At 68.3% G+C, this 15361-nt stretch carries 18 protein-coding genes; 9 read left to right on the top strand and 9 right to left on the bottom strand.

Features of this window, described 5'->3' with window-relative positions; translation table 11 throughout:
• The 3 genes from CWS39_RS01880 to CWS39_RS01890 are packed head-to-tail and all read right to left on the bottom strand — an operon-like array spanning position 1 to position 2025.
• Positions 1-408: an Rv0361 family membrane protein gene (locus tag CWS39_RS01880; protein WP_102141450.1), complete on the bottom strand. Its 408-nt coding sequence runs from the start codon at positions 406-408 to the stop codon at positions 1-3.
• Between the two features lie 43 nt (positions 409-451).
• On the bottom strand, positions 452-1699 hold the full coding sequence (gene purT, locus CWS39_RS01885) for a formate-dependent phosphoribosylglycinamide formyltransferase (protein WP_102141225.1): 1248 nt from the start codon (positions 1697-1699) through the stop codon (positions 452-454).
• A gap of 23 nt (positions 1700-1722) precedes the next feature.
• Complete coding sequence (locus tag CWS39_RS01890; protein ID WP_102141226.1) at positions 1723-2025, bottom strand: UBP-type zinc finger domain-containing protein; 303 nt, start codon at positions 2023-2025, stop codon at positions 1723-1725.
• 41 nt (positions 2026-2066) lie between these two features.
• Between CWS39_RS01890 and CWS39_RS01895 the strand changes: the two genes are divergently transcribed.
• Complete coding sequence (locus tag CWS39_RS01895; RefSeq protein ID WP_102141227.1) at positions 2067-3659, top strand: Na+/H+ antiporter; 1593 nt, start codon at positions 2067-2069, stop codon at positions 3657-3659.
• Here CWS39_RS01895 and CWS39_RS01900 read toward each other — a convergent pair.
• Entirely contained in the window at positions 3656-4117 is a 462-nt protein-coding gene (locus tag CWS39_RS01900) for a MarR family winged helix-turn-helix transcriptional regulator (protein ID WP_102141228.1), read from the bottom strand. The genes CWS39_RS01895 and CWS39_RS01900 overlap by 4 nt on opposite strands.
• Positions 4118-4171: 54 nt before the next feature.
• On the opposite strand from CWS39_RS01900, the gene CWS39_RS01905 reads away from it, so the two are divergent.
• From CWS39_RS01905 to CWS39_RS01920, 4 genes are all read left to right on the top strand, one after another.
• Positions 4172-6157, top strand: a complete 1986-nt coding sequence (locus CWS39_RS01905) for an MMPL family transporter (protein ID WP_102141229.1) — start codon at positions 4172-4174, stop codon at positions 6155-6157.
• A 78-nt stretch (positions 6158-6235) separates the two neighbouring features.
• Positions 6236-6976 (top strand): alpha/beta fold hydrolase, encoded by a 741-nt coding sequence (locus CWS39_RS01910; RefSeq protein ID WP_102141451.1) that lies wholly within the window; start codon positions 6236-6238, stop codon positions 6974-6976.
• Between the two features lie 57 nt (positions 6977-7033).
• Positions 7034-8239 (top strand): cytochrome P450, encoded by a 1206-nt coding sequence (locus CWS39_RS01915; protein ID WP_102141230.1) that lies wholly within the window; start codon positions 7034-7036, stop codon positions 8237-8239.
• Entirely contained in the window at positions 8236-8427 is a 192-nt protein-coding gene (locus CWS39_RS01920) for a ferredoxin (protein WP_102141452.1), read from the top strand. The genes CWS39_RS01915 and CWS39_RS01920 overlap by 4 nt, the downstream gene beginning before the upstream one ends.
• On the opposite strand, the gene CWS39_RS01925 is transcribed toward CWS39_RS01920, so the two are convergent.
• From CWS39_RS01925 to CWS39_RS01935, 3 genes are read right to left on the bottom strand one after another with little or no spacing between them, the layout of a single operon-like run.
• Positions 8401-9066 (bottom strand): hypothetical protein, encoded by a 666-nt coding sequence (locus CWS39_RS01925; protein ID WP_199177917.1) that lies wholly within the window; start codon positions 9064-9066, stop codon positions 8401-8403. The two genes, CWS39_RS01920 and CWS39_RS01925, sit on opposite strands and share 27 nt — an antisense overlap.
• Positions 9063-9698: a PaaI family thioesterase gene (locus CWS39_RS01930; protein ID WP_102141231.1), complete on the bottom strand. Its 636-nt coding sequence runs from the start codon at positions 9696-9698 to the stop codon at positions 9063-9065. Before CWS39_RS01930 ends, CWS39_RS01925 begins: the two co-directional genes overlap by 4 nt.
• Positions 9695-10993, bottom strand: a complete 1299-nt coding sequence (locus CWS39_RS01935) for an adenylosuccinate synthase (protein ID WP_102141232.1) — start codon at positions 10991-10993, stop codon at positions 9695-9697. The genes CWS39_RS01930 and CWS39_RS01935 overlap by 4 nt, the downstream gene beginning before the upstream one ends.
• An 81-nt stretch (positions 10994-11074) precedes the next feature.
• Here CWS39_RS01935 and CWS39_RS01940 point away from each other — a divergent pair, with 81 nt between their 5' ends.
• A complete protein-coding gene (locus CWS39_RS01940; protein ID WP_199177918.1) occupies positions 11075-11650 on the top strand; it encodes a hypothetical protein in 576 nt (191 codons plus the stop codon).
• A 70-nt stretch (positions 11651-11720) separates the two neighbouring features.
• A complete protein-coding gene (locus tag CWS39_RS01945; RefSeq protein ID WP_102141233.1) occupies positions 11721-12500 on the top strand; it encodes a site-2 protease family protein in 780 nt (259 codons plus the stop codon).
• Here CWS39_RS01945 and CWS39_RS01950 read toward each other — a convergent pair.
• Positions 12497-12985 (bottom strand): hypothetical protein, encoded by a 489-nt coding sequence (locus CWS39_RS01950; protein WP_102141234.1) that lies wholly within the window; start codon positions 12983-12985, stop codon positions 12497-12499. The two genes, CWS39_RS01945 and CWS39_RS01950, sit on opposite strands and share 4 nt — an antisense overlap.
• A gap of 89 nt (positions 12986-13074) precedes the next feature.
• Between CWS39_RS01950 and CWS39_RS01955 the strand changes: the two genes are divergently transcribed.
• Positions 13075-13971, top strand: coding sequence for a cation diffusion facilitator family transporter (locus CWS39_RS01955; protein WP_102141235.1), 897 nt, complete (start codon positions 13075-13077; stop codon positions 13969-13971).
• Between the two features lies 1 nt (position 13972).
• Here CWS39_RS01955 and CWS39_RS01960 read toward each other — a convergent pair whose 3' ends face one another.
• On the bottom strand, positions 13973-14389 hold the full coding sequence (locus tag CWS39_RS01960) for a DUF3151 domain-containing protein (RefSeq protein WP_102141236.1): 417 nt from the start codon (positions 14387-14389) through the stop codon (positions 13973-13975).
• A gap of 68 nt (positions 14390-14457) precedes the next feature.
• Here CWS39_RS01960 and CWS39_RS01965 point away from each other — a divergent pair, with 68 nt between their 5' ends.
• A complete protein-coding gene (locus CWS39_RS01965) occupies positions 14458-15360 on the top strand; it encodes an Rv0361 family membrane protein (protein ID WP_102141237.1) in 903 nt (300 codons plus the stop codon).
• Position 15361 lies beyond the last annotated feature (1 nt).

A 15361-nucleotide genomic window follows, 5' to 3' on the forward strand; every position in this document is an offset into this window, starting at 1 on the left:
CTAGCCAGCCGCTGTCGAACAGACCTTCCATGCTCCGTCCTCGCGCACGAACATCGTCTCGACACCGGTTTTGGTGTCCGGCGTCTTACCGAAATGGTAGGTCACCGTGGCCGTCGCGCGGTCGCCTTCGATCACCACGTTGCTGACCCCGTCGACGTATCGCTCACCCTTTTCGGCCACCGACTCTCGTTGGCGGGCAAGGAAATCGGATTCGGTGCCGTGCTCGGCTCGGCAGGTGTAGGCGCGGAAATCGGCGAAGTTCTGCCGTTGCAGCGCGTCGTTCTGCCCGACGGCCGCCGTCGCGACGGCCTTGTCCTCGCTCTGGTCGTCGCCCTGGAAGAAGTTGATCAGCCCGATTGCGATCACGACGAGCACAATGATTGCCAGCGCCGCCAGAAACGGCGTCATCGTCGGGCGGTCTGGCGAGGCGTCGGGGTCGGGGGTCACGGGGCTACCAAAGCTTGCGCAGCGCGGCCGAGACGCGGTGGGCGCGGTCCAGGGCACGTGTGGTGTCGGGTGCGGTGGCCAGCGCCAGCCCACGACGATGGCGTGCATCGGTCTCGTCGGTATGGCCGAACAACCGCACGTCGCTTTCCGGCGTCTCCAGCGCATCGGCCAACACCGCGGAGACGTCCGTCGTGGCCGCACCCACGCCGGAATCGGCGCCACCGTAGGTGATTTCGGCTGCGCCCGGCGAAATCATGATGGTGTCGACCGCCAGCCCCAGGATCGCCCTGGCGTGCAGTTCGAACTCCGAAAGCCGTTGCGAGCGCAACGTCACCAGGCCGCTGTCATGCGGGCGGGACCGGACGTCGGCGAAGTACACTTCGTCGCCGCGCACCAGCAACTCCACCCCGAACACGCCGCGTCCGCCCAGCGAGTTGACGATGCGCGCCGCGATCGACTTCGCGGCGTCCAATGCGGCCGGCGGCATCGGCTGCGGCTGCCATGCCTGTAGCACGTCGCCGTCGACCTGACGATGTCCGATCGGCTCACAGAACTGCAGGGTCGGCCCGGACGGCCCCGACGTACGCACGGTCAGCAGCGTGACCTCGTAGTCCACCTCGACGACGGTCTCGGCCATCACCCGGTTGTGGGTGATGCGGCCGGCGGCCACCGCCCGCTGCCAGGCCGGCTCGACGTCCTCGAGCCGCAGCAGCACCGACTGGCCTTCCCCGGGCACACCGACGACCGGCTTCACCACCAGCGGGAAACCGGCATGCTCGGCGACCGCGGTCAGTTCCTCGACCGACCCGGCGAACCAGAACGGCGCCGTGGGCAGGCCGAGCTCGTCAGAAGCCAACCGGCGCAAGCCTTCCCGGTCCAAGGACAAGCGGGTGCTGCGCGGCGTGGGCAACACCTCGACGGTGCCGCTCTCGGCCACCGCGATCAACGCGTCGGCGGCGATCACACCGGAATCTGCCACCACATATCGGGGCTTCTCGCGTTCGATCAGCGCGGTGAGTTCCTCGGCGTCGTTCATTTTGACCACCGCCGACCGGTCGGCCACCCCGTGCGCCGGGGCGTCGGCGTAGCGGTCGACGGCGATGACGTCGGCGCCCAGCCGTTGAAAGGCCAGCACCAATTCGCGGCTCAACTCGCCAGAGCCGAGCAGCATCACCGTCGAACGCGGGTTGTTGTCGGGCTCGGTCAGGGCTTCAGGCTTTTCGAGGATCTCGCCTTCAGTCGTTTCACTCATCGCCCGTCCAGCCTGCCAGATCGCTAGCCCAAACGAGCGTCGACATAGCACCATCGCCAGCTCTCGCCGGGTTCCGCAGAACGCATCACCGGGTGGCCGGTCTGGAGGTAGTGGGCGGTGGCGTGTTGGTGCGGGCTCGAGTCGCAGCAGCCGACGTGTCCGCAGCTCAGACACATCCGCAAATGCGCCCACGTATTCTCGCCGAGTTCAGAGCATTCCCGGCAACGCCCGGGTGTCTGTGGTTCGGGTTCGGGGATCTCGGCCGCGAGGTGCTCACACAGCCGCGGCGCGGTGTTCGCGTCGCGGCGTCGTGATCTCCTCAACATGCTCAAAAGGATACGGACGGGCCACAAGGAGGTCGGGCGACGTGGGAGCTTCACTACTCGCGGTTCTCGTGGTGTCGGTGCTGTTGGCCGCGGTGGCGCGTCACTTCGACGTCTCCGCACCGCTGGCCCTGGTGGTCGCGGGCCTGGCGGCGGGCTTGATCCCGGGGATGCCGGACATCCAGCTCGAGCCGGAACTGGTGTTGTTCGTGATCCTGCCGCCGCTGCTGTGGTCGGCCGGCCTGGAGAGCAGTTACGTGGCGCTGCGCCGCAATATCCGTCCGATCGGGATGCTGGCGGTCGGGCTGCCGCTGGCGACGACGTTCGTGGTCGGCGTGGTGGCCTATCACACCGTGCCGGAGCTGACCATCGCCGCGGCGCTCACGCTCGGCGCCATCGTCGCTCCGCCCGACGCGGTGTCGGCGACGGCCGTCGGGCGCCGGCTCGGTCTGCCGCGGCGCATCATGACCCTGCTCGGCGGGGAAAGCCTGTTCAACGACGCGACCGCGTTGACGGCGTACAAAGTGGCGCTCGCAGCGGCGATCGGCACCGCCGCCAGTTGGGGAGGCGCGCTGGGCACATTCGCGCTCGCGGCGATCGGCGGCGTCGTCGTCGGCGTGGTGACAGGCGCCGTCATCGACTTCATCCGGTCGCGCCTAGACGATGCGCTGATCGAAAGCGCGATCGGGCTGGTGTCGCCGTTCGTCATCTATTTGATCGCCGAGGAGATCCACGGCTCGGGCGTGGTCGCCGTGGTGGTGGCCGCGCTCATCCTCGGCCAACGCGAAACCCACGCCAGCTACGCGACCCGGTTGCAGGACAAGGCGGTGTGGAAGGCCGTGCAGCTGGTCCTGGAGTCGTTCGCGTTCCTGCTCATCGGATTGCAGCTGCCGAGTGTGGTCGACGAGCTCGCGGGGATCTCGGCGCGTGTCATCGCCGTCTCGTCGGTGGCGGTGTTTGCCACGGTGATCCTGGTGCGCATCGTGTGGGTGTATCTGTTCGCCTACGTGCCGCGGCTGGTGTCGCGGCGCATTCGTGACCGCGAGCCTGCGCCGACGTCGGCCCAGGTGTTCATCGTCGCCTGGGCCGGCATGCGCGGCGTGGTGTCGCTGGCGGCCGCTTTCGGTGTGCCGATGACGACGATGGCCGGCGACCCGTTCCCGGGCCGCCCGCATCTGGTTTTCCTCACTTTCGTCGTGGTGATCGGGACGCTGCTGCTGCATGGCCTGACATTGCCGTGGCTGATCCGGACGTTGGGCGTGCACAGCGACGAGGCGCAGCGCGACGCGCTGGCCGAAGCCGCCGCCCAGGACAAGGCGGCGCGCGCGGCGGCCGACCGGCTCGATCAACTGCTGGCCGAACAGCAGGCCACCTCTGATGTGCACGATCGCGCGGCAGCGGTGTTGCGCGCGTGGAACACGCGTCGGCGCAATGCAGCGTGGGAACGGTTGGGCCGCAGCGAAGAAGAGCTCGGCGAGAGTCCCGCCGCGGCGTTCCGGCGGCTGCGGCTGGAGATGCTGGCCGCCGAACGGGAGACGTTCATCGCCGAGCGCGATGCCGGGCACATCGATGACGAGGTGCTGCGCTCGGTGCTGCACGGGTTGGATCTCGAGGAAGCGACACTGAACCGCAACTAGTCCAGTTGCGTGCGGAATGCCCGCATGGCGTCGACCAGTGCCGCGAACGTGCGATGCGCGGCGGCCAGGTCGTCGTCGGGCAACTCCGCCAACGCGCGTCGGGTGTGCTCGGCCAGCGGGGCGAAAAACCCACGGGCGACGTGCATTCCGTGGTCGGCCACCCGCAGGATGACCTTGCGCCGATCGGCCGGGTCCGACTCGCGACGCACGTGGCCCGAGGCGATCATCCGTTCCACCAGATAGGTGATGGCCGCACCGGACATGCCCATCCGATCGCGCAGCTCGCCCGCGGTCAGCGGGGTGCCTGCGGTTTCGGCGACCATGATGTGCAGCAGGGCCCGAAAGTCGTTGGCCGCCACGTCATGCCGGCCCGCGAAGGTCCGGCCGATCTGATCGGACTCGGCCGACAACGCCCGCACGTCGGCCGAGATGAGCGCTTCCAGCTCGGCACGGTCCACCCGCCCAGCTTAGTTCATTTGATTAATTGTTAAGTATCTGAAATATTGTGTTGCATGACGGGCCGCTTCTCCTGGCTGCTGGCACTTCTGGTGATCGCCGCCTCGGGCGTGTTGATGGCGCTTGTCGGCAGCGATGACTCCGGCGAACAGTCACCCGTATCCGTACCTGCGAGCGCGGAGTCCGCCCGCGTCGACGCGGTGCGCAACCAATTACCGGGCGGTGACACAGTTCCGGCCATCGTCGTGATCACCCGCGACGACGACGCGCCGCTGACGCCGCAAGACATCACCGCGGCCGAACAGATCGCGCGTCCGGTCGTCGTCTCCGATGACGACAAGGCCGCGGTCGCCACCGTGCCGTTGAGCGCCGACCTGTCCGGCTTCGAACTGAATGATGCGGTCAAAACACTGCGGGACAAGGTCGGCAGCGGACTGCCCGCACAGCTACGGGCACAGGTCACCGGCGGGCCGGCGTTCGCCGCCGATGTCGCGAATTCCTTTGCCGGGGCGAATATCACACTGCTGGCGGTCACCGCCGCGGTGGTGGCGCTGCTGCTGATCCTGACCTACCGCTCACCCGTGCTGTGGCTCGTTCCGCTGGCGGTGATCGGTTTCGCCGACCGGGTCGCCGCCGTTTTGGGTACCGCGATCGCCAGCGGAGCCGGCCTCAATCCCGACGGCTCGACGTCGGGGATCACCAGCGTGCTGGTGTTCGGCGCGGGCACCAACTACGCCTTGCTGCTCATTTCTCGGTACCGGGAAGAGTTGGGCCGCACCGAAAATCATCGCGACGCCTTGCGGGTGGCGGTGCGCAATGCCGGGCCCGCGATCGTGGCAAGCAATGCGACGGTGGTGCTGGCGTTGCTGACGTTGGTGTTCGCCTCGTCCCCGAGCACACGCAGCCTCGGCGTGCAGGCCGCGTCGGGTCTGGTGGTTGCGGCGGTCTTCGTGCTGTTGGTGTTGCCGCCGCTGCTGGCGTTGTTCGGCAAACGGCTGTTCTGGCCGTTCATTCCCCGCGTCGGCGCCAAACCCCTTACCGATAACGGTTTTTGGCACCGCATCGCCGACGCTGTGGCGCGCCGGCCCGGCCGCGTCGCGGTGGTTTCCATCGCGGGCCTGGCCGTACTGTGCACGGGACTGTTGGCCACCCCGATCGGACTCACCCAGACTGAGCAGTTCCGTGTCCAGGCCGAGTCGGTGACGGGTTACCAAACGCTGGCGGCCCACTTCCCCAGTGGGCTGACCGATCCCACCCGCGTGATCGCGCCGACCGCCCGCGCCGACGAGATTCAACGAGCCATCACCCAGACGCCGGGTGTGGTCAATGCGGTGCAGGCCGGTCAGTCGCCGACCGGGCTGACGCAATTCTCGGTGGTGCTCGATGCCGAGCCCGCTTCCGATGATGCGTTCGAAACGGTTGATGCCCTGCGTGATTCAGTGCACGACGTGGATCCGGCCGCGCTGGTCGGCGGGTCGGATGCACAGGCCCGCGACGCGGCCGCCGCGGCGCAACGAGACAGGACCGTGTTGATCCCGGCCATCCTCGCGGTCGTGCTGGTCGTGCTCTACGTGCTGCTGCGTTCGGCGCTGGCGCCGCTGCTACTGGTCGCGGTGACGGTGCTCAGCGCGCTGGCGGCGCTGGGCCTCGGCGGGTGGGCGAGCGTGGCGCTCTTCGGCTTTCCCGCGCTGGACAACGCCACCCCGCTGTTCGCGTTCCTGTTCCTGGTCGCACTCGGCGTCGACTACACCATCTTCCTGGTGACACGCGCCCGCGAGGAGACGCCGAAGCACGGCACCCGCGCCGGGATCGTGCGCGCGGTGTCCGCAACCGGGGCCGTCATCACCAGCGCCGGCATCGTGCTGGCCGCGGTGTTCTGCGTGCTGGGGGTGCTGCCGCTGATCGTGCTGACGCAGCTCGGCATCATCGTCGGCCTGGGCATCCTGTTGGACACATTCGTGGTACGCACGGTGATCATCCCGGCGCTGTTCACTCTCATCGGTCCGCGGATCTGGTGGCCGGCACTGAAGGCAGGGCGCTAGCGTCAAGCGGTGGACGACGTGCGGCTCGACACCCGGTTGGGGCGGTTGCGGGTGCAGGTCGACGGCGGCGGCGAGCCGATGCTGTTCTGGCCCAGCCTGCTCATGACCGGCGATATGTGGCGGGCCCAGGCCGAATACTTCGGTCCGCAGCGACGCGTCATCCTCGTTGACCCGCCCGGCCATGGCGGCAGCGAAAAGCTCACCGCGCCATTCGGTTTCGATGACTGCGCGGGTTGTGTAGTCGACATCCTGGACGGCCTGGAAATCGAGAGAGCGCATTTCGTCGGGAATTCGTGGGGCGGGATGATCGGCGGCACCTTCGCGGCGCTCTACCCCGATCGCGTCGGCCGGGCGGTGCTGATGAACTGCACGGCATCGGCGGCGGGGCTGCGCCAGAAGCTCGAATACGGGTTCTTGTTGCGCGTGGCGAAACTGCTCGGCGGCATCCGCCCGCCGCTGACCCGCTCGGTACTCAAGGCGTTCCTCGGCCCGACCACGTTTCGCACCCGGCCCGACGTGGTGGCCTACGTCCGGCAGGCGGTGCAGCGCGTCGACGTCGAGTCCAGCTCGTGGGCGGTGACGAGCGTGGTGCCGCGGCGGCCGGACCAACATGAACTCCTCGGCCGGGTGACATCGCCCGTGCTGGTGATCGCCGGCACGGAGGACGCGACGTTCCCGCTCACCGAAACCATCGCGATGTGTGAGGCGATCCCCGACGCGGCGATCGCGGTGCTGGAGGGGGTCGCCCATCTGGCGGCGTTGGAGACCCCCCCCCCGTTGGTCAACAGGCTCATCGAGGAGTTCGTGTTTCGGGGTTAGCCGCCCGCATTGCCGCGAGTGAACAGAGCGGGCGTGGGCGTAGGTACCGTCGATGCCATGACCGAAGCAACGGCGCTGCCGCCCCTGCATATGCGGCGTGACGGCTTCGACCCCACGCCCGCACTGCGCGAGATCCGCGAGACCGTCGGCGTGCGGACCATCGTCAACTCCTTCGGCATGCAGGTCTACCTGGTCACCCGGCACGACGACATCAAGGAGATGCTCGCCGACCACGAGCGGTTCTCCAACAGCCGACCGCCCGGATTCGTCGTCCCCGGCGCACCGCAGGTGCCCGAGGACGAGCAGGCCAGTGCGCGCGCCGGCAACCTGCTCGGCCTCGACCCGCCGCAGCATCAGCGACTGCGCCGCATGCTCACCCCGGAGTTCACCATCCGACGGATGCGCCGGCTGGAACCGCGGATCGTCGAGATCGTCGACCAGCATCTCGACGCGATGGAAACCGCTGGGCCGCCAGCCGATCTGGTGTCCGCGTTCGCGCTGCCGATCCCGTCGTTGGTCATCTGCGAGCTGCTCGGCGTGCCCTATGACGACCGCGCCGACTTTCAGCGACGGTCGTCGCGCCAGCTCGACCTGTCGATCCCGATCCCCGAGCGGCTCGAGTTGCAACGGCAGGGACGCGATTACATGCGCTCGCTGGTGGATCGGGCTCGTCGCGATCCCGGCGACGACATCCTGGGCATGCTGGTGCGCGACCACGGCGACGAGCTCACCGACGACGAACTCATCGGCGTGGCCGGGCTGTTGCTGCTCGCCGGGCATGAAACCACGTCGAACATGCTGGGGCTCGGTGTCCTTGCGCTGCTGCGCCACCCCGAACAGCTCGCGGCGGTGCGCGACGACCCCGGTGCCGTCGGCCCCGCGATCGAGGAGCTGCTGCGCTGGCTGTCGATCGTGCAGACCGCCATCCCACGCATCACCACCACTGACGTCGAAATCGCGGGTGTACCAATACCCGCGGGGCAGCTGGTGTTCGCGTCCCTGCCATCGGGCAACCGCGACCCGGACTTCATCGACGCACCCGAAATCCTGGATATCAGCCGCGGCGCGCCGGGTCATCTTGCCTTCGGCCACGGCGTACACCATTGTCTCGGTGCGCCGTTGGCCCGCATGGAGATGCGCATCGCGTTCCCCGCGCTGCTGCGCCGATTCCGGAACCTCGCCCTTGCCGAGGAGTTCGACGACGTACAGTTCCGGACCTTCAACTTCATCTACGGCCTGAAGTCATTGGAGGTCACGTGGTGAGAGTGCAAGCCGACCGCGACGTCTGCATCAGTGCGGGCAACTGCGTGATGACGGCCGGTGCCGTCTTCGATCAGGACGACGACGGCATCGTGGTGGTGCTCGTCGACGACATCCCCGACGAGGAGCTCGACCGCGTACGCGAAGCGGTCAAGCTGTGCCCGTCATCCGCGCTGCGGCTCGTCGACTGAATCGCGGTGCAGGTCGATGACCCCGGCCCGCACCAACAGCAGCACGCTGACGACCAGCACCCACACCGGGAAGGCCAGCGTGATCCACATGCTGAGATCACTGGCGACGATAAGTCCCAGTGCCACAAGGTAAGTCACTGCGACCAGCCAGCGGGGCATCAGGCCCGTCTTCAGCCAGATGGTGGCCAGCGAGATCATGAACACCGCGGCCATCCGCAACGCGTAGGTCTTGCTAAGTGACAGCAGCAGCATCTGACCGAATACGGCCGTCTCGGGGCTGATCTCCCCGCTGGTCGCGACCAACGCTGCGCCGACAGCCGCCAGCACGAATGTGAGGGCGAGAAAGAGCAGGCCGCTGCCGATGAACACCGACGAGAAGAACTTGTCTTCGTAGCGACCGAACCCGTCGCGTACCACGCCGATGAACCACAGAAATGCGATGCCCGCGAAGGGAATCAGCAGCGATGCGACCCTGATGCGCGCGCTTCCGGCATCCAGCCACTGCGAGCCCGGCTGCGCGCCCTCCGGCAATGCCGTGCGGATGAGGATGATCGCGGCGCCGAACATCAACGCGAACAGCACCCCGGCCAGCGCGGCGGCCCGCGGGGTCGACAGCCGGTGCAGGCGCGGCGAGGTCATGGCTGGCCGGGCAGCAGACGGATCATCAGGCCGTTGGCCTCGGCCAACAACGCCTCCTTCGGGTCTAGCAGCTCAGCGTTGACAAAAGCCTTGCGGCCCTCGGTTTTCGAGACCCAACCGCGGGCCAGCAGCGGGATGTCGATCGGCGTGACCTTGCGGTAGTCGACGTGCAGGAAGGCCGTGCGGCTGATGGGACGCCCGGCCGCGTGAATGACCATGCCGAACACCGAGTCGAACAGCAGCGGCAGCACACCCCCGTGCACCGCCGAGTTGCCGCCGACGTGGTAACGGCTGAACTGCACGCGCACCTCGACGCCGTCGGGCCCGAACTTGGTGACCTTGTACGGCGGCATCAACAGGCTGCCGGAGCCGGGCAATTCGGGCACCCGGTTGGCCGGGCCCACCCCTTCGGGCGCCTCGTACGGGTCGAGGATTTTCACCAGTTCCTCGGCCCGGTCGGCGGCCTCGTCCCAAGTGTCGCTGTCGGGGTTCGCCGACACCGCCAGGTCCTGCGCCCGTCGCATTGCGGCCAGAAAGCGCCCGAAACCCGGTCCGGGGTGGGCCGGTTCGAATTGCGGGAAGCCGCCGTGCTTGTCGTATTCGGGGTCGAGGACGTGCGGATCGTCGGTCATCGGGGCGCCTCCAGGATGTCGCGGCGCACGATCGTCTGGTCCCGGCCGGGACCCACGCCGATGCATGAAACTTGCGCGCCGGCAAGCTCTTCGAGCCGCAGCACGTAATCGCGTGCCTTTGCAGGCAGGTCGTCGAACTCCCGTGCCCCGGAGATGTCCTCCCACCAGCCGGGCAGTTCTTCGTAAATCGGCTCGGCGCGGGCGATGTCGGACTGGGTCATCGGCATGTCGTCGGTGCGCTTGCCGTCGACCCGGTATCCGACGCACACCGGCACCGTTTCCAGGCTGGACAGCACGTCGAGCTTGGTGAGGAAGTAGTCGGTGATTCCGTTGACCCGGGTGGCGTAGCGGGCGATGACGGCGTCGAACCAGCCGCAGCGGCGGCGGCGTCCCGTCGTCACGCCCACCTCGCCGCCGGTCTTGGCCAGGTATTCGCCGTTGGCGTCGAACAATTCGGTGGGGAACGGGCCCGACCCGACGCGGGTGGTGTAGGCCTTGAGGATGCCGAGCACCGTGGTGATGCGCGTGGGCCCGATGCCGGAGCCGACGGCCGCGCCGCCCGCGGTCGGATTCGACGACGTGACATAGGGATACGTGCCGTGGTCGACGTCGAGCAGTGTGCCCTGGGAACCCTCCAGCAGAACCGTCTCGCCGTTCTCCAGCGCGGTGTTGAGCAGCAACCGAGCGTCGGCGATGCGGTGCTTGAATCCCTCGGCCTGGCCCAGCAGCGTGTCCACCACCTCGGCGGGTTCGAGGGCCTTGCGGTTGTAAATCTTCACCAGCACCTGATTCTTGAGTTCCAGTGCGGCTTCGATCTTTTGGGCCAGCAGCGCCTCGTCGAGCACGTCGGCGACGCGAATCCCGATGCGGGCGATCTTATCCTGGTAGCACGGGCCGATGCCGCGGCCGGTGGTGCCGATCTTCTTGCTGCCCGCGTAGCGCTCCACCACTTTGTCGATCGCCACGTGATACGGCATCAGCAGGTGCGCGTCGGCGGAGATCAGCAATCGTTCGGTGTCGACTCCGCGATCCTGGAGGCCCTGCAGCTCGTCGAGCAGCACACCGGGATCGACCACTACCCCGTTGCCGATGACGTTGGTGACACCGGGCGTGAGAATGCCGGACGGAATCAAGTGCAGCGCGAAGTTCTCGCCGGTTGGCAGCACCACGGTATGGCCGGCGTTGTTGCCGCCCTGGTAGCGAACCACCCATTGGACGCGGCCGCCGAGTAGGTCGGTGGCCTTTCCTTTGCCCTCGTCGCCCCATTGAGCGCCGATGAGCACGATTGCCGGCATGGCATAGTCTCCCGCTCATCTGCATCAACCACTGTGCAGCCGGTGAACCACCCTATCCCAGCGGAGAGAGCAAGGAGAGTCGTGACCGCCGCAGATGTCGCCGTGGTGCTGTTCGGTGAGCGGCGGCTGCCGCGACCGCTGCGCGCCCTGCCGACCGCCAACCTCGACGAGGTCCAGCGCTACCGCCGCGTCGTCGTGGTGGGCGCCGACGCCGACCTGGCCGCGGTGCTCAAACGGTTGCTGCGCGCCGACCGGCTCGACGTCGAGGTCGCACACGTCACGTCGTGGCGACGTGCGCGTCGCGCCATCTGCGGTGCCGCCCAACGGGTTCCGCTGATCCGCGACGAGACGGGCACAGTGATCGTCGGATCGGCGCTGTGGCGCGGGGTGGACGGGCCGCTGCACGGCGAGGCGATCGTCGACGACACCGTGTTGTTCGACGGCGACGTCGCGGCGGTGCGCGTGGAGCCGACGTTTGCGATGCCCGGGCTGCGAGCGACGGTTGTGGGCCGCGGTGGACGGCGATGGGTGGCCGGGCGCGCCGCGCAGCTGGGCACCACCGGCGCTGTGGTGGTTCGCGACGGCGTCGCGGCGCCGCGGCCGGTCAAGCGATCGACGTTCTACCGGCACACCGAAGGCTGGCTGCGGGTGCGTTGAGATTGCGCCCACGGTCGCGATTCGGCGCTGACAGCAGCCCTGAATGCACTCTCAACGGTATTTTCGTGAAGTGAGCATCCGCCCGCTGCACCAGTCGGTCCGCCCCAGCCCGATCTTCCTGGCGATCGTCGCGGTCACGGCGCTGGGCGGGGTGCTGGCGTGGATCTCCGCCGCGACCATCCGCCCGCTGGCCTATGTCGGGGTGTTCATCTTCGTCATCTTCGGCTGGCTGGTGACACTGTGCCTGCACGAGTTTGCCCACGCGTTCACCGCGTTCCGCTTCGGCGACCGCGACGTCGAGGTGCGCGGCTACCTGACCCTCAACCCGTTGAAGTACTCACACCCGCTGCTGTCCATCGGCCTGCCGGTGCTGATCATCGCGATCGGCGGCATCGGCCTGCCCGGTGGCGCGGTCTACGTGCGGACCTCGTGGATGACCAAGCGCCAGAAGACGCTCGTCAGCCTGGCCGGGCCGGCGGTCAACCTGCTGTTTGCGGTGCTGCTGCTCGCGGTGACGGCACTGTTTGCCGAACAGGAGCGGTCGGTGTTCTGGGCGGGCATGGCGTTCTTGGGCTTCCTGCAGGTGACGGCGCTCGTGCTCAACATGCTGCCGATTCCCGGCCTGGACGGCTACGGCGCGCTGGAGCCGCATCTGAGCCCGGAAACGCAGCGGGCCGTGGCGCCCGCGAAACAGTGGGGCTTTTTCATCCTGCTGCTCCTGCTGCTCGCGCCCGGCCTCAACCAGTGGTTCTGGGACATCGTGCTGTGGTTCTTCGATCTCTCCGAGGTGCCGCGAGGCCTGGTGCAGGCCGGCGGCCAGCTGACCCGGTTCTGGTCGGCCTGGCTCTAGAGCTCGGCGAGCACAGCGCGCAGGGCGGCTGTCAGATCTCCGCGGCCATCCTGGTACAGCGGCCCGGTGCCGTTGGACAGCAGCAGACGCAGCCGCGCCACGCCGTGCGCCCGCACCGGCCGGGGGGCGCTCAGCCGCACGCAGACCTCGTCGATGGCGGCCGCGGCCTCGGCGACCGCAGCGTCGTCGACCGGGATACGCGACGTGAACATCACCGGCCCGTTTTCGGCTTCCCGCTGTGCTTGGCGCAGGGCCTCCACCAGCTGGCGGCGCTCGGTGTCCGACGTCAGCCGCGCGACGTGCACCGCCAGCGGACTGCCCGGCTCGGGCGTCACGCCCGCGACCAGTTGCCGGTCGTATCGCCACGGCACCAGCCGCGCGATCGCCCTGGCCAGCGCCGAGGCAGGCTCGCGCAGACCGACCGGGGCCGCATCGTCGGACGGCCACGCCGGCAGCGGCAGTGCAGGGGTGTTGTCAGAACTCATCTCAGCTAAAGCAACGGAGCGGCGGACCGCGGAATTCCGGCGTCGAGGGTGTCTTGCAATACATGCACACTTACGCATAGATTGCAGTCATGGGTGCCGGCCACGATCACAGTCACGCCGCCGATACCCGCGTCAACCGGATGCTCATCGCCGCGGCGATCCTGTCGGCGTTCTTCGTCGTCGAACTCACGACCGCGCTGCTGATCAATTCGATTGCGCTGCTGGCGGATGCGGGCCACATGCTGACCGACCTGGTGGCCATGTTCATGGGGCTGACGGCAGTGTTGCTGGCCCGCCGCGGCAGCTCGTCGCCGGCGCGCACCTACGGCTGGCATCGCGCCGAGGTGTTCACCGCGGTCGCCAACGCCGTGCTGCTGCTCGGCATGGCGGCGTTCATCCTCTACGAGGCCGTCCAGCGACTCGGTGACGCACCCGATGTCCCGGGCGTGCCGATGATCGTCGTCGCGCTGGCGGGCCTGCTCGCCAACGCCGTCGTCGTGCTGCTGCTGCGCTCGCACTCCAAACAGAGCCTGGCCGTCAAGGGCGCCTACATGGAGGTGGTGGCCGACACCGTCGGCAGCATCGGCGTGCTGATCGCCGGCATCGTGACGGTGACGACGCGCTGGCCGTACGCCGATGTGGTGGTGGCCGTCTTCGTCGCGCTGTGGGTGCTGCCGCGGGCGATCTCACTGGCGCGCGCCGCGCTGCGCATCCTGTCCGAATCCTCGCCCAGCCACATCGATGTCGAGGAGCTGCGCACCGCGCTGTGCGCGGTGGACGGCGTCACCGAGGTGCATGACCTGCACGTGTGGACGCTGGTGCCGGGCAAGGACATGGTCACCGCGCACCTGACCACGACCGCCGACTCGGCGCGGGTGCTCGACGACGCGCGCGCCGTGCTGACCGCGCGCGGGCTCGACCATGCGACGGTTCAGGTCGAGCCGCCCGACGGCGCCACCGACTGCAAGTGTCAGGCGAACTGGTAGCTCAGGTGAGCCCGAGTTCGCCGCGCGCGGCGGGATCGCAGTCGTCGAGCAGATCCAGGCAGCGCTGATATTCGTCGGTCTCGCCGATCGCGTCAGCCGCACGCGCCAGCGCCGCCACACACCGCAGGAATCCGCGGTTGGGTTCGTGGCTGTAGGGCACCGGCCCGAAGCCCTTCCATCCGTTGCGGCGCAACTGATCCAGCCCGCGGTGATAGCCGGTGCGGGCGTAGGCGTATGCCGTGATGGCCTTGTCGTCGGCGAGCGCCTCCTCCGCCAACGCCGCCCAGGCCACCGACGCCGACGGATGCGCGGCGGCCACGATGGCGGGGTTCTCGTCGGCGGCCAGTTCGTCCTCGGCCGCGCTGTCGCCGGGCAGCAGCACCGGATCCGGTCCCAAGAGATCACCCATCCGCGTCATGGGCCTATTGTGCACCGACACCGATAAGCTCCAGCGGTAGCGTCGTACGGGAGGGACTGCAGCACGAAATGTCACAGCCATCAGGGCCTGACGAGGGTAGGGATCCGGTCGAGGCGCCGGCGGAGCCCAGCGGGAACGCCGAGACTGCCTCCAGCGAAGACACCGAAAACGCTGAACAGAGCGAGCAGACCGAGCAGCTGACGGAACCGGCCGGCGACCATGAGCCCGAGACCGAGGTGATGGCCTCGACGCCCGCGGACGACGTACCCGATGCTCCGGAGAAGCCGGACGCGCAGCCGACGGGCGAGCGCCGGTTCACCGCACCGTCCGGTTTCGACGCGGGGTCGACGGAGAAGATCGACCCGCTGCAAGACCCCGAGACCGAAGTGCTGTCGGTGCCGGACGCGCCGGCGGGCGCTGCGGCCGCGGCCGCCCCCACCGAGCCGGTGGTTCAGCATAAACCCGCTGTGCCCCAGCACATTCCGCCGCGCGGCGATGCGCCACCGCCACCACCGCCGGCGACGCGCCACCGCAGCTGGGGCTGGGTCGTCGCGGTGCTGTTGGTGATCGCGGCGCTGGTGGCCATCGCGATCCTGGGCACCGTGATGTTCACCCGCGGCTCTGATTCCAGGGCTTCGCAGGAGGACCTGGTCCGTCAGACGATCCAGAACTTCGACGTCGCGATCCAGAAGGGCGACCTGGCCACGCTGCGCAGCATCACCTGCGGCAGCGCCCGCGACAGCTACGTCAACTACGACGAGCAGGCTTGGGCCGACACCCACGCCCGCGTCGCCGCGGCGAAGCAGTATCCGGTGGTCGCCAGCATCGACCAGGTCGTCGTCAACGGCGACCACGCCGAGGCCAACGTGACAACGTTCATGGCCTATGCGCCGCAGACGCGCTCGACGCGCAGCTTCGATCTACAGTTCCGCGACGACCAGTGGAAGATCTGTCAGGCGCCGATCGGCTGAC

It is taken from the genome of Mycobacterium hubeiense, assembly GCF_002838065.1.
Classification (GTDB): Bacteria; Actinomycetota; Actinomycetes; order Mycobacteriales; family Mycobacteriaceae; genus Mycobacterium; species Mycobacterium hubeiense.